14 protein-coding genes are annotated in these 14,301 nt (G+C 33.9%); 10 read left to right on the top strand and 4 right to left on the bottom strand.

Features of this window, described 5'->3' with window-relative positions:
- The first annotated feature begins 688 nt into the window (after positions 1-688).
- On the top strand, positions 689-2,656 hold the full coding sequence (gene dnaG, locus FHK87_RS11240; RefSeq protein ID WP_140592826.1) for a DNA primase: 1,968 nt from the start codon (positions 689-691) through the stop codon (positions 2,654-2,656).
- Here the strand turns inward: dnaG and FHK87_RS11235 are convergent.
- Both FHK87_RS11235 and nadE read right to left on the bottom strand, forming a co-directional pair.
- Positions 2,653-3,285, bottom strand: coding sequence for a response regulator (locus FHK87_RS11235; protein WP_140592825.1), 633 nt, complete (start codon positions 3,283-3,285; stop codon positions 2,653-2,655). The two genes, dnaG and FHK87_RS11235, sit on opposite strands and share 4 nt — an antisense overlap.
- A 147-nt stretch (positions 3,286-3,432) precedes the next feature.
- Complete coding sequence (nadE, locus tag FHK87_RS11230) at positions 3,433-4,221, bottom strand: NAD(+) synthase (RefSeq protein ID WP_140592824.1); 789 nt, start codon at positions 4,219-4,221, stop codon at positions 3,433-3,435.
- Positions 4,222-4,435: 214 nt separating this feature from the next.
- Here nadE and gldB point away from each other — a divergent pair, with 214 nt between their 5' ends.
- The 3 genes from gldB to FHK87_RS11215 all read left to right on the top strand — a co-directional run bounded on the left by gldB (position 4,436) and on the right by FHK87_RS11215 (position 6,159).
- On the top strand, positions 4,436-5,395 hold the full coding sequence (gldB, locus tag FHK87_RS11225; RefSeq protein ID WP_140593922.1) for a gliding motility lipoprotein GldB: 960 nt from the start codon (positions 4,436-4,438) through the stop codon (positions 5,393-5,395).
- Between the two features lie 9 nt (positions 5,396-5,404).
- Complete coding sequence (gene gldC, locus FHK87_RS11220) at positions 5,405-5,734, top strand: gliding motility protein GldC (protein WP_140592823.1); 330 nt, start codon at positions 5,405-5,407, stop codon at positions 5,732-5,734.
- A 62-nt stretch (positions 5,735-5,796) separates the two neighbouring features.
- Complete coding sequence (locus tag FHK87_RS11215) at positions 5,797-6,159, top strand: GTPase (protein ID WP_140592822.1); 363 nt, start codon at positions 5,797-5,799, stop codon at positions 6,157-6,159.
- Here the strand turns inward: FHK87_RS11215 and yihA are convergent.
- Together yihA and FHK87_RS11205 are read right to left on the bottom strand one after the other, a co-directional pair.
- Positions 6,156-6,761: a ribosome biogenesis GTP-binding protein YihA/YsxC gene (gene yihA / locus FHK87_RS11210; RefSeq protein ID WP_140592821.1), complete on the bottom strand. Its 606-nt coding sequence runs from the start codon at positions 6,759-6,761 to the stop codon at positions 6,156-6,158. The genes FHK87_RS11215 and yihA overlap by 4 nt on opposite strands.
- Positions 6,762-6,773: 12 nt before the next feature.
- Positions 6,774-7,544, bottom strand: coding sequence for an alpha/beta fold hydrolase (locus tag FHK87_RS11205; protein ID WP_140592820.1), 771 nt, complete (start codon positions 7,542-7,544; stop codon positions 6,774-6,776).
- A 302-nt stretch (positions 7,545-7,846) separates the two neighbouring features.
- Here FHK87_RS11205 and mraZ point away from each other — a divergent pair, with 302 nt between their 5' ends.
- From mraZ to mraY, 6 genes are read left to right on the top strand one after another with little or no spacing between them, the layout of a single operon-like run.
- Entirely contained in the window at positions 7,847-8,314 is a 468-nt protein-coding gene (gene mraZ / locus FHK87_RS11200; protein ID WP_140592819.1) for a division/cell wall cluster transcriptional repressor MraZ, read from the top strand.
- A gap of 34 nt (positions 8,315-8,348) precedes the next feature.
- Positions 8,349-9,254: a 16S rRNA (cytosine(1402)-N(4))-methyltransferase RsmH gene (gene rsmH / locus FHK87_RS11195; protein ID WP_140592818.1), complete on the top strand. Its 906-nt coding sequence runs from the start codon at positions 8,349-8,351 to the stop codon at positions 9,252-9,254.
- On the top strand, positions 9,251-9,562 hold the full coding sequence (locus tag FHK87_RS11190; RefSeq protein WP_140592817.1) for an FtsL-like putative cell division protein: 312 nt from the start codon (positions 9,251-9,253) through the stop codon (positions 9,560-9,562). Before rsmH ends, FHK87_RS11190 begins: the two co-directional genes overlap by 4 nt.
- Before the next feature lie 6 nt (positions 9,563-9,568).
- Positions 9,569-11,563, top strand: a complete 1,995-nt coding sequence (locus tag FHK87_RS11185) for a penicillin-binding protein (protein ID WP_226294205.1) — start codon at positions 9,569-9,571, stop codon at positions 11,561-11,563.
- The gene (locus FHK87_RS11180; protein WP_140592816.1) at positions 11,560-13,023 is read left to right on the top strand and encodes a UDP-N-acetylmuramoyl-L-alanyl-D-glutamate--2,6-diaminopimelate ligase; all 1,464 of its coding nucleotides are present in this window, start codon (positions 11,560-11,562) and stop codon (positions 13,021-13,023) included. Before FHK87_RS11185 ends, FHK87_RS11180 begins: the two co-directional genes overlap by 4 nt.
- Positions 13,024-13,059: 36 nt before the next feature.
- Positions 13,060-14,292 (top strand): phospho-N-acetylmuramoyl-pentapeptide-transferase, encoded by a 1,233-nt coding sequence (gene mraY, locus FHK87_RS11175; RefSeq protein ID WP_140592815.1) that lies wholly within the window; start codon positions 13,060-13,062, stop codon positions 14,290-14,292.
- Positions 14,293-14,301: the final 9 nt, after the last annotated feature.

Raw genomic sequence — 14,301 nt, 5'->3', positions numbered from 1 at the left:
TTGACAATGAAAGAGTATAGATAAAAACAAGCATCATCCTGAGCTCGATTCAGGGTCACACAATATTGGGAATAATCCTAATGAGATGCTGAATCGAGTACCTTTAGATTTGATCTTTTACCCATCATTGTAGATGCATTCAATGCCTCGCATAAGTAGTATCACTCTTGATAAAGGTACTTTTAGGTCATAATGAGGTGATTCGAGCTCTTGTTTTGATCCTTCGAACTACTTGTATAGGTAGTTCGAATCATTAGAAAGGTACTTCTAGGCCACTCAAAGGTAGTTCGAACCACCTCTTTTTGGATCGACACCCCTGATTTGATCAAAAATATCCTTCAATATAGGCCCTCGAAGCCGCAAAGGATCAGAAAAAAGCGTCAATGTAAGCCTTCGAAGCGATAAAATATGGGTAAAAAGAAGTAAAGTGCGGCCTCGAACTACCTTTGCGTGGCCTCGACCCTTTATCGAGTAGGGGGTACACCCTTCCTAACAAGGGGTATTGAGTTGTTTTTTGAAGTTGACACCTCAAATCTATAGGCTTCTTTTGATCTTCTGCTCTAAAGATTTTAACCCCCTTTGACTTAAAAGTAAAATAATAAAATGCACAAAATGGACTGATTGTATTATTTTTGTTTATTATACAAAGTGACGTGCTGTAGTAGTCGCTACAGAAAATACAATAAACATGATCCATAAGTCTACGATAGATGCTGTTTTTGATGCTGCTCGGATAGAAGAGGTAATAGGAGATTTTGTGCAGCTTAAAAAGGCGGGGAGTAATTTTAAAGGTTTAAGTCCTTTTAGCGAAGAGAAAACTCCATCATTTATGGTGTCTCCTGTAAAACAGATCTGGAAAGATTTTTCTAGCGGAAAAGGAGGTAATGCGGTTGCGTTTTTGATGGAACATGAGCACTTTACCTATCCCGAAGCCATAAAATATCTAGCCAAAAAATACAATATCGAGGTTGAAGAAACTAAGCAAACCGATGAGCAAAAACAACAGGCTGATGAGAGAGAGAGTATGTATTTGGTAAGCGAGTTTGCTAATACTTTTTTTAAAAATTCACTTCATAAAACAGAACAGGGTAAAGCCATTGGCCTTACTTATTTTAAAGAAAGAGGGTTTACAGAAGAAACGATACAAGCCTTCTCATTGGGATATTCTCCTGATGTTTGGGATGCTTTTACAACAGAAGCTATAAAAAAAGGGTATCAATTAGAGTTTTTAGAAAAAACAGGGCTCACTATCGTAAAAGAAGAGAAGCAATTTGATCGTTTTAAAGGACGAGTAATGTTTCCTATTCAATCGATGTCTGGGAGAGTACTTGGTTTTGGAGGTAGAATATTGACTAATGAAAAAAAAGCTGCAAAATATCTCAATTCTCCAGAAAGCGATATTTATCATAAAAGTAAAGTGCTTTATGGGATTTATCATGCCAAACAAGCCATTGCCAAAAACGATAACTGTTACTTGGTTGAAGGATATACAGATGTAATACAGTTCTATCAAACCGGAGTAAAAAATGTTGTGTCTTCATCCGGTACAGCTTTAACCCCGGATCAAATCCGATTGGTTAGTAGGCTTACCAAAAATATAACAGTACTATTTGATAGTGATGCTGCGGGGATGAGAGCTTCAATCCGAGGGATAGATTTAATTCTTGAGCAAGGAATGAATGTAAAGGTATGTAGTTTTCCCGAAGGAGAAGACCCTGATAGTTTTGCAAAACAAAATACGCTTGAAGAGTTAACCTCGTATCTTGAAGAAAATGTACAGGATTTTATAAGTTTTAAAGCTTCTCTACTTCAAAAAGAAGCGAGTAATGATCCGATTAAAAAAGCTGAAATGATTAGAGATATGATCACAAGTGTCTCTAAAATACCGGATGTGATCAAGCGAGAGATTTACATACGAGAATGTTCTAAAATCATGGATATTTCTGAAGATGTTTTATTTGATACACTGGCACAAATACGAAATGATCACACAAAGGATCAACGTAAACAGCAAAAAACAGCACAAAAAAAATCTTTTGAGGTTGTAAAAACAGAAGTCAAGAAAGCTCCGGAGGTAAATCGACAATATGAATTAGAGCGTAAAATTATTGAAATATTGTTGTTGTACGGTAAAAAGGAAGAAGAGTTTGAGGATCTTATCCTAAAAGAAAATGAAGAAGGAGAGCTTGTACATGAATTAGAGCAATATACAGCTAAAGTTTTTGAGAAAATATATCTGGACTTGCAAGAAGATGAGATAGAGTTTACGAATAATGATTTTAAAACACTATATACAATTCTTATAGAGCAGCTTAATCAAGAAGAAGATTTTAGATTAGAAAATTTTATCAATCATATTGATCCTGAGATTGCATCAGAAATAACGTCTATTTTGATGACGGAGGATAAGCATTCTTTAAGCAGGTGGCACGACAAAGAAATACATGTCAAATTAAAAGAGAATAATGTATCGGCATATGTACATGACGTTATTTTGAATCTAAGAGGCGTTCTGATTGCACAAAAGATAGAAGAGCTTAAGCAATCTATAATGACATCAGAAAATAATGAAGATAACCACGAAACCCTTCAGGATATAAGTGATTATCTTCTTTTAAGAAAAATATTGTCAGAAAAACTAAATCGAGTAGTTTAATTAATATGTAATAATCGGGATTGATGTATAAGATCAGCCAAATTATCTACTTTAAGTTTTTTTAGTAACCTTGTTTTATAAGTACTTACTGTTTTTTCATTTATAGATAGAGTAGTAGCAATGTCTTTATTTCTTTTTCCTGAAGACAGTAGGTTTAATACCTCAATTTCTCGAGAAGAAAGTTTTTTGTACTTAACAACCATATTGTTATCATTAGCATTACCATTTGCTAATTGCTCTGTTAGGTTGTCATTAAGATATATACCTCCTCTGGCAACTCTTTCTATAGCTTTTTTCAGCGTTTTTGTAGGTACTGTTTTTGATAAATAGGCAGAAGCACCAGCTTTAATAGCGCTAAGTGCATACATCTCTTCTGGATGAGAACTAAATACAACTACCTTGATACCAGTAAATTCTTTTTTAATTGTTCTTAATGCCATAATACCATTGATCTGGGGTAAATCCAGTTCCATGATAAGGACATTAGGGGTGTTAGCCTTTAATACATCATACATTTCGTTTCCATTACTAACTTTGCCAATGATTTCATATTCCTCAGAATTACGAAATAAAGAAACGATCCCCTTCCTTGTAATTGGATGATGATCGGCGATTAATACGGTTGTCATTCTTGTTTACGAGTGTTAATGTTCGTTTAATTTTATTTAACATTTAGCTTATAGATTAGGGGTAGTTTTTTATAAATCTTAAATGCAAAATTACTAAGAACTATTCCTCATAAAATTTTTTTTGTTAATTTATCGACAAAATGACATTTATAATAGATTAACGGGTATTTTGCAGACAGGTATAGGGTTCATTTTGTGTTGGTTTACGGTATTTAATCGAATAAAAATGTTAAATACCTCTGATTCTCGACCTTCAAAATCACTGCTGCTCTTTCCTTGATCTTTCATTTTCATCGCCCACTCAAGTTCATCATAAGTAGCTCCAATTTGATCTTCATCACTTCTGCTATCACCAAATAATCCATCCGTAGGTGCTGCGATTTGTATAGAATTTGGCACTTCCAGCGTTTTTCCGATAGCATAGACTTCGCTTTTTAATAAATCTGCTATTGGACTTAGGTCTACACCACCATCCCCGTATTTTGTATAGAAGCCCACACCAAAATCTTCTACTTTGTTACCGGTACCGGCAACAAGAAATCTATGGAGTCCTGCAAAATAATATAAAGTAGACATTCTAAGCCTTGCCCTGGTATTTGCTAGTGACAAATCTAATTGAGCACTAGGATCTACAGTAGGAACAGCAGTCTTTAATTCTTCAAAAACTGGAGTTAGATCTACTCTCGTGTCAGAAACATTAGAAAACCGTTCTTTTAATTGATTGATATGTTCTTGAGCTCGGTTGATTTGACTCTGAGCTTGATGTATAGGCATTTCTACACAAAGTGTATTGAGACCTGTTTTTGCACATAATGAAGAAGTAACTGCACTGTCGATTCCTCCACTAATGCCTACTACAAAACCGTTCATGTTTGCTTTTGTAGCATATTCTTTAAGCCATGTTACAATATGATCAATCACTTTTTCTGTTTGCATGTGTCGTTGTTTATAGTTGTTTTAATAAAATAAAGAAAATACGTGTTAAAGATTGTAATCATTATATATTTGTAAGCTTTTATACTTTATATGTTTACTAGCTTAGTTCATAATTTGATTAGTACTTTTGTTAATATAAAATTAATAAAAAAAGATGGCGTTTAGTAGAGATAATAATTATTTAAAAAGTTATCGTGATTTGATGACGAATAGTATGAAATATGTAAAAATTATAATTGTTTCTTGCATAATATTTTCTTGTACAAGTAAAAATAGGATAGAAAAGGAGATAGAAAACATTCCTGTTGATATTACTGTAGAACGATTTGATCAATTATTTGCAGAGATTACCCCGCAGAATTTACCGGATTTAAAAAAGGAATATCCATTTCTTTTTGCAGAGCAATATGCAGATAGTGTTTGGATTAATAGGGCAAAAGATACAATTCAATTAGAGGTTAATAGTGAAATTAAAAAGATATTTCCTGACTTTTCTAAAGAAGAAGAGATGTTGTATGATTTGTTTCAGCATATTAAATATTATTTTCCTGAGATCAAAGAGCCACGAATAATTACTATAACCTCTGATGTTGATTATAGAAACAAGATAGTTGTTTCTAAAGGTATTTTGATCATATCATTGGATACATATCTGGGAGAAGATCATCATTTTTATGAAAGCATACAGAATTACTTAAAAAAAGGATTCAAAAGAGAATATATTCTTCCTGATGTTGCAGGAGCTTATGCTAAAAATAGAGTAGGTCCAATACGCGACAGGACTTTTTTGGGTAATCTCATAGCGTTTGGAAAAGAATTATATATCAAGGATTTGCTTTTGCCAGATTTTGATAAGGCTAAAAAAATAGGGTATACGCAAGAAGAATATGCTTGGGCAGAAGAAAATGAAGAAGAGATATGGAGGTATTTTGTAGATAGACAATTATTGTACAGCACTGATAGTAATCTCATGCCTAGGTTTTTGTATCCGGGACCTTTTTCAAAATTCTATCTAGAAGAAATAGATAAGGAGGCACCGGATAGAATAGGGCAGTATATAGGTTGGCAAATAGTTTCTTCTTATATGAAAAATAACGACGTATCTTTGCAACAAATGTTGATGGCAGATGCCGAAACAATTTTTAATAAATCAAAATATAAACCCGCTAGATAGTATTGATAGATGCATAAGTCAGAAATAAAGATAGATATAGAATTAGACGAAAATCGAGTGCCGGAACAGTTGCAATGGACAGCCCAAGATGGTGGTGTCGAGAATGAAGAAACCAAAGCAGTATTATTATCGGTTTGGGATAGTAAAAATAAAGAAAGTTTAAGAATCGATCTATGGACAAAAGATATGCCCGTAGACGAAATGAAAATATTTTTTCATCAAACCCTTGTTTCAATGAGTGATACATTTCATCGTGCTACTCAAGATGAAAAAATGTCTGCAACAATGAAAGATTTTTGCGACTATTTTGCCGAAAAACTAGAGCTCAAGCAGAAATAAAAGAATGAATTTTTTGAAATGTTTTTAAAGTAAAATAGACTAAAACTTTAAAAACCTATAGTTTGAAACGCTCGTTGATCTTTGTTTATAATGCTACTTCTGATTTTTGGAGTAAATATATTGATGTTGCTCACAAAATTGTAAGTCCTTCTACGTATCCTTGTGATTTATGTAGTCTTACTCATGGAAATTTTTCTGAAAAGAAAATCTGGAAAGAATTTAGAGAAACTACTGAAGATGGGTTTGTCTTTATGTACAAAAATGAATTTGAGAATCAATATCCTGATTATGTAGATGTAGATTTACCAATTGTAATGAAGAAAACAGAAAAAGGTTTAGATAAACTGATTACTGCTGCTCAGTTTTCAGACATACATTCTATCGAAGAATTAATAGAGTTCTTGCAAAGAGAAGAGGGTAACTAGTTGTTCTTTAATTCAGTATTAATTTGATTGATGTAATTAAGGATATCTTCTTTTCCTAAGCCTGATGAAGAAGAGGTGATAAAATAGTTAGGCATTTCTTCCCAATACAGTAGCATCTTCTCGATGTACATGTTTATTTGTGTTTCAAGTTTATTTTTTGAAAGTTTATCAGCTTTTGTAAAAATGATAGAAAAGGGAATCTGGTGTTCTCCCAGCCATTGCATAAATTCTAAATCTATTTTTTGGGGTTCGTGTCTACAATCGACAAGTACAAATGCGCTTACTAATTGTGTACGTTTTGAAAAATATGCGGTAATGAATTTTTGAAAAACTTTTTTAGTAGATTTAGATACCTTGGCATATCCGTATCCTGGTAAATCTACCAAAAACCATGATTTGTTTATGATAAAATGGTTGATTAACTGTGTTTTTCCAGGTTTTCCAGAAGTTTTTGCGAGGTTTTTGCGATGCGTTAGCATATTGATCAAAGAAGACTTGCCTACATTTGATCTTCCGATAAAAGCATACTCAGGGAGCTTGTCTTTTGGACACTTTGCAACATCACTATTGCTCATTACAAAATCAGCACTGCTAATTTTCATAATACCGATTTTTTAGAAATTACGCTCCTGTAACCAGTTATAAAGGAGTTTGTTAAAGTCTTCGGGATGTTCCATCATAGGAGCATGGCCACACTTGTCTATCCAATACAGATTAGAATCTGGTAAAAGCTTATGAAAATCTTCAGCCACTTCAGGTGGAGTCACATTGTCATTTTTTCCCCATATAATACAAGTTGGAGTTGTCATATTAGGAAGGTCTTTTGCCATATTGTGGCGAATTGCACTTTTTGCCGAAGCGAGGGTTCTTATAAGTTTGTTTCTGTCATTTACGGTTTCATAAACTTCATCTACGATTTCTTTGGTAGCGATAGAAGGATCATAAAAAACATTTTCAGCCTTTTTTCTTATATATTCATAGTCACCGCGTTTTGGATAACTTTCTCCCATTGCATTCTCGTATAATCCAGAGCTTCCTGTGATTACCAGACCTTTTACTTTTTCTGGGAACATCTTGGTGCACAATAGTGCAATATGACCTCCCAAAGAGTTCCCTAATAGTATAGCTTCTTTGTTGTGATATCCCAAATGTTCTATAAAATCATTGAGATATCTGGTAAATGCACCTATACTTGTTTTAACAATTGGCATTGTGTATAAAGGTAACTCAGGGATCAGAACCTTATATCCATTTTTTGGAAAAAAAGAAACGACACCGTCAAAATTACTAAGACCTCCCATAAGCCCATGTAAAATGATTATCGGGGTTCCTTCTCCTATTTCTAGATAACTAAATTTTCCGTCTTTTATTAATTCGTGCTTCATTAATGCTTCTTACAAGAATCAAAAGCAAATATAGCATTTTCATAATAAGTTTTAAGATTTTTTATAAATACTAATAAATGAATTTTAATAATTTTTTTTGTGACCTGTCAAATACAATACGAATTGGTTAGAAGCAAGTATTTATCTCGCTTTTTGTAGTGTATTGATAAACAATTTTTTAAAGATTTTGATCACTTCTTTCTTCTTTAAAAAGGTATAACTTATTAACAATGTGGTAAATTGTGGTAAAAAGTGGTAATTTTTTCAATATATTTGACTAATTAAACGTTTAATAGAGTAAAGTGGTAAATCTAATCGGCACATATGAGTGTAAAGCGGACGCTAAAGGGCGTTTGATGATGCCTGTTGCTTTCAAGAAGCAATTGTCGTCTGTGTTGCAAGATGGATTTGTACTTAAAAGAAGTGTTTTTCAGCCCTGCTTGGAGTTGTATCCTATGGCAGAATGGAATTTATTGATGGCTAAAATTAATAAGCTTAACCGATTCAAGAAGAAGAACAATGATTTTATAAGAAGATTTACTGCAGGGGTAAAAATGGTTGAGGTTGATGCTACCGGTCGTTTGTTGATTCCCAAAGATCTGATAGGTTTTGCGGGGATATCTAAAGAACTTGTATTAGCATCAGCGGTTAATATCATCGAGGTTTGGGATAAAGCACAATACGAGAAAGTAATAGATGATACAGCAGATGATTTTGCAGATCTTGCTGAAGAAGTAATGGGTTTTGATGATGAGATAAGTCTTGATTGATAGCTTCTCATTATTAAGTATAGAAATAGAATGAATGGAAGATACAGGATATCATAATCCGGTTTTGTTAAAAGAGACTGTCGCGGGATTGGCAATCAAACCAGATGGTATATATGTAGATGTAACTTTTGGAGGAGGAGGACATTCTAAAGAAATCCTCAGGCAGCTAGGACCACAAGGAAAATTGTATGCTTTTGATCAAGATCAAGATGCTCTTAATAATGAATTAAAAGATGAGCGATTCACTTTGATTAATGAGAATTTTAGGTTTGTCAAAAGGTTCTTGCGATTTTATGGAGTGCGAAAAGTAGATGGGATTCTAGGAGATTTTGGGGTATCCTCACATCAATTTGATGAGGCAGAGAGAGGTTTTTCTACCCGTTTTGATGCAGATTTGGATATGAGGATGAATCAAAACAGTAGTGTATCTGCTTATCATATCATTAATGAGTATGAAGAATCAGATTTGAGAGCTGTGTTTTTGAAGTATGGAGAATTGAGAAACGCTCCTAAACTAGCAAGAGCAATTGTAGAAGTGAGAAAAAATACACCTATAAAAACGAGTGTAGCCTTAAAAGAGATTTTGAAACCATTTTTGCCAAGACATAAAGAACATAAAGTATTGGCTCAAATTTATCAGGCGATTCGTATTGAAGTTAATCAGGAGATAGAGGTGCTTAAAGAGTTTTTGAAGCAAACAGAAGAATTATTGAAAGAAGGAGGACGATTAAGTTTGATCTCGTACCATTCTTTAGAGGATAGATTGGTAAAGCGATTTATTAGAAATGGGCTTTTTGAAGGAGAACCTGAAAAAGATTTATATGGTAATGTAACAGTTCCTTTTAAAAAAGTAGGAGGGCTGATAGTGCCTGATGAAGAAGAAATAGCAGAGAATAACAGGGCACGAAGTGCTAAACTAAGAATAGCGGAAAAACTTTGAAAAAAGCAATTTATGACATATTAAAAGGAAAGTTTCTTATTGCAGATGATGCAATAAAAAATTGGAGAATGCTGTTGTTTCTTTCCTTTTTAGCGATCATAATGATTGCAAGTTCTCATAATGCAGAGAGTAAGGTGCATGAGATTGCAAGGTTAAATGACGAAGTAAGAGAATTGAGAACACGATTTGTTGATGGAAAAACAGAATTGATGAAATTAAAAATGGAGTCATCAATTATAAAAAAAATGGAGAAAAAAGGATTGAAACGTCCTGAAAAACCACCCAGAAAAATAATTGTAAAAAATTAAGTTGTCTTGGCAATAAAAGAAAAGAACATATTAAACAGACTGTACTTTATAGCAGCAGTTATGCTCGTTTTTGCAATTGTAGTGGTGGCAAAACTGATTAATATACAATTTGTTGAAGGAGATCAATATCGTCAAAAAGCACAAGAACGTGTTTTTAGAACTTTTGATATCCCTGCAAATAGAGGAAATCTATATGATAGTAAAGGCAATTTGTTAGCAACATCGGTAACAAAATATGATATCCGTTTTGATGCAGTTACTGTAACAGATAAGGATTTTAGAGATCATATAAAACCACTTTGTGAAGCCTTATCACAAGAATTTGGGAAACCTGTTTCTTATTATGATAAATTGATAAGAACCGCAAGAGGAAATAAAAATAGATACCTGTTAATTCGTAGAAATCTCGGGTATTCTCAATATATGAGAGTCAAAGAGTTTCCTTTGTTTGAATTAGGTGCTAATCGAGGTGGATTTATTGTAGAACAGCGAACAGTAAGAGAACATCCTATCGGGAAGATAGCAGAACGAACAGTTGGGTATGAAAGAAGGGATGAAAATGGGTATTACACACGTGTTGGGTTAGAAGGGGCATATGGGCCTTTTTTGAGAGGAAAAGAAGGAAAAAGAAAAAAACAGAAAATTGCTAAAAATCAATGGAAACCAATTGGAGATGCTAATGAAGTAGAACCACAAGATGGTTTTGATGTCATATCAACCATAGATGTAAATATTCAAGATATAGCTCACCATGCACTATTAGCGCAGCTTGAAAAATATGAAGCAGAACATGGTACAGTGGTGGTGATGGAGATGAAAACAGGAGAAATTAAAGCAATTTCTAATCTGGGGCGTACCCAAAAAAGAAAATATTACGAGAAGCTTAATTATGCAGTGGGAGAATCCCATGAGCCAGGTTCTACCTTTAAGTTAATGACAATGGTAGCGGCATTAGAAGATCGAGTGATAGATTCAAGCTATGTAGTGGATACCGAAAATGGGCGTGTAAAATTTTATGATAGAGTAGTAAAAGATTCTCGATGGGGTGGGTATGGCAAAATATCAGCGGCAAAAGCATTTGAATTGTCTTCGAATACAGCATTTGCAAAAATAGTTAATGAAAAATATAAAGACAACCCAAGAAAATTTGTAGATCGGTTGATAAATATGGGATTGGCAGAAACCTTAGGGTTATCAATCAAAGGTGAAGGTGTCCCCAAGATCCCATATCCCGGTGATGACGATTGGTATGGTACTACATTGCCTTGGATGGCTCACGGTTATGGGGTGTCTCTTACTCCGTTACAAACATTAGCTTTCTATAATGCAATAGCAAATGATGGAGAGATGGTAAAACCCAGATTTATTAAAGAAGTAAAAACATGGGATAAAACAAGAGAGCGATTTGAGAAAGAGATTCTTAACCCTACAATTTGTTCTAAAGAAACAGCAAAAATTGTACAGGAAATGATGAAGAATGTTGTAAAAAGAGGGACAGCAGGTAATATCCGTACAGATAATTTTGAAATAGCAGGAAAAACAGGAACATGTTGGGGTAATTATGGGAAAGACAAAGAGCGAGAGTATATATCTTCTTTTGCAGGGTACTTTCCTGCAGATCAGCCAGTGTATTCTTCTATTGTAGTAATACATAATCCTGATACGAAGAAAGGGTATTACGGGAGTGAGGTTGCGGCTCCTGTTTTTAAGACTATAGCAACCAAAATTTATAATGATATCCCGGTTATTGATGAAGTTTCAAAAGTTACCGTAGAAAGTAAGTTTGTGAAAAAAAGCTATGATAACTATTATCAAAAAGTTCAAAAGTATAAAACTATAATGCCCGATGTAACAGGAATGCCTGCAATGGATGTGATTTCTCTTTTAGAAAATATGGGGCTTAATGTAAAAGTCAAAGGTTCAGGAAGTGTAAAAAAACAATCTGTAGCTCCGGGTACCAAAGTGAAAAAAAATCAAACTATTAGTCTGGAATTATCGTGATAGAATTAAAAGACATATTATATAAGGTTGCTATTAATGCTGTTGCAGGTAATACTGTAATTGATGTTAATAAGATTGAATTTGATTCCAGAAAGGTTTCGAAAGGAGATGTATTTGTCGCGATAAAAGGTACAATCTCAGACGGACATGATTATATAGAAAAAGCTGTAAAGCAAGGTGCAATGTCTGTAATTTGTGAAAAGATACCAGAACACATTGAAAATGATGTGACCTATGTAGAGGTAGATAATGCTCAAACAGCATTAGCGATAATGGCTTCAAATTACTACGGTTCACCATCTAAAAATTTGAGACTGATTGGTGTGACCGGTACCAATGGGAAGACTACAATAGCCTCCTTGTTATACCAGCTTTTCAAAAAAGCAGGCTTCAAAGTAGGTTTATTGTCTACAATCAAAATATTAGTAGATGATGAGGTTTTTGAGGCTAGTCATACAACTCCTGATTCTTTAACTATAAATTCATTTCTCAAAAAAATGAATGATGTAGGTGTGGAATATTGCTTTATGGAGGTAAGCTCTCACGGAGTTCATCAAAAACGTACAGAAGGTCTTGAGTTTGCAGGAGGAATTTTTACAAACCTGTCTCATGATCATTTGGATTATCACAATACCTTCTCAGAGTATAGAGATGTTAAAAAAGCATTTTTTGATGGATTGTCTGATAAAGCGTTTGCATTAACCAATAAAGATGATAAAAATGGAGCGTATATGCTTCAGAATACCAAAGCAAAGCAGTATAGCTACGCACTGAAATCATATGCTGATTACAGAGGGCAGATTTTAGAAAATAGCTTACAAGGTTTATTGCTTAAGATTAACGATCATGAGGTATGGACAAAATTGATAGGAAGTTTTAATGCATATAATCTATTAGCCATTTTTGGTACTGCAGAATTATTAGGGTTAGAAACGCTAGAAACCCTACAGTTGCTAAGTAGCCTTCAGAGTGTAAGTGGTAGATTTCAATACCTGATTTCTGAGACAAAAATTACAGCTGTTGTAGATTATGCTCATACGCCGGATGCATTAAAAAATGTTTTAGAAACTCTTAATGATATCAGAACTAATAACGAGAATCTGATAACAGTAGTTGGTTGTGGTGGTGATCGGGATAAGATGAAACGTCCTGTAATGGGGAACATTGCTTCAAAATTGAGTAATAAAGCCATTTTTACCAGTGATAATCCCAGAACAGAAAATCCTGATAGAATTATAGAAGATGTAGAAAAAGGAGTAGAACCACAAGATTATAAGAAAACAATATCTATTACAGATAGAAAACAAGCAATAAAGATAGCATGTCAACTTGCAGAAACGAATGACATTATTCTGATAGCTGGGAAAGGTCATGAAACCTATCAGGAGATTGATGGAAACCGTATAGATTTTGATGACTTCCAAATTGTGAAAGAAGAACTGAAAAAATTAAATAAATAATCTCTTAACAAAACAGAAGAGGTATAATAACGATGTATGCTATACTATTTATTTGAATATTTAGAAAATGAGTACCAATTTCCGGGTGCTACTCTATTTCAGTTTATAACTTTTAGAGCAGCAGTTGCAATTATATTGTCACTGCTTATCTCGACCATCTATGGGAAGGTTATTATACGATTTTTGCAAAAAAAGCAAATGGGAGAGAGTATCCGTGAGTTAGGTCTAGAAGGGCAAGCAGAAAAAGCAGGAACTCCTACTATGGGAGGAATTATCATCATTCTTGCAACCTTGATTCCAGTACTATTGTTTGCTAAACTAGACAACATCTATGTAATCATGCTCATCATAACTACATTATGGATGGGAGCAATCGGATTTACAGATGATTATCTAAAAATAAAACGAAAGGATAAAGAAGGGTTAGCTGGTAAGTTCAAAGTTATAGGTCAGGTAGGTCTGGGGCTTATCATTGGTTGTATCATGTATTTTCATGGAGATGTTCTTGTGAAAGAAGAAAAAGCAGTATCAGAGATAGAGCAAACAGTAAATGCAGAAGAAAATAGTTCAGATTTTAATCCGGCTATTAAATCTACCAAGACTACGATACCTTTTTTTAAAAATAATGAGTTTGATTATGCTAGCCTGATTACTTGGATCAATCCGGGCCTTACAAAATATGCATGGTTAATTTTTATACCAATTGTAATTTTTATCATTACAGCAGTATCTAATGGAGCAAACCTTACCGATGGGATAGATGGCTTGGCAGCAGGTTCTTCGGCAATAATTGTACTCACACTGGCATTGTTTGCATGGGTGTCCGGTAATATTATTTTCTCAGATTACCTCAATGTTATGTACATCCCTAATTCTGGTGAGATGACTATCTATATTGCAGCCTTTGCAGGAGCATTAGTAGGGTTTTTATGGTACAATACTTACCCTGCGCAAGTATTCATGGGAGATACCGGGAGTTTGACTATTGGTGGAATCATTGCTGTAATTGCCATTGCGATACGAAAAGAGTTTTTGATCCCAATACTCTGTGGAATATTTTTTATAGAAACATTGTCTGTAATGATGCAGGTAAGTTGGTTTAAATATACAAGAAAGAAATACGGAGAAGGAAGAAGGATTTTTTTGATGTCTCCCTTGCATCACCATTATCAGAAAAAAGGAATACATGAGAGTAAAATAGTAGCAAGGTTTTGGATTATAGGAATTTTGCTAGCTATCATAGCTGTGATAACACTCAAAGTGAGATAATATCAGAAA

The organism is Aquimarina algicola, from assembly GCF_006443095.1.
GTDB classification, from domain to species: Bacteria; Bacteroidota; Bacteroidia; order Flavobacteriales; family Flavobacteriaceae; genus Aquimarina; species Aquimarina algicola.
This window is presented reverse-complemented; position numbering and strand designations above follow the sequence as displayed.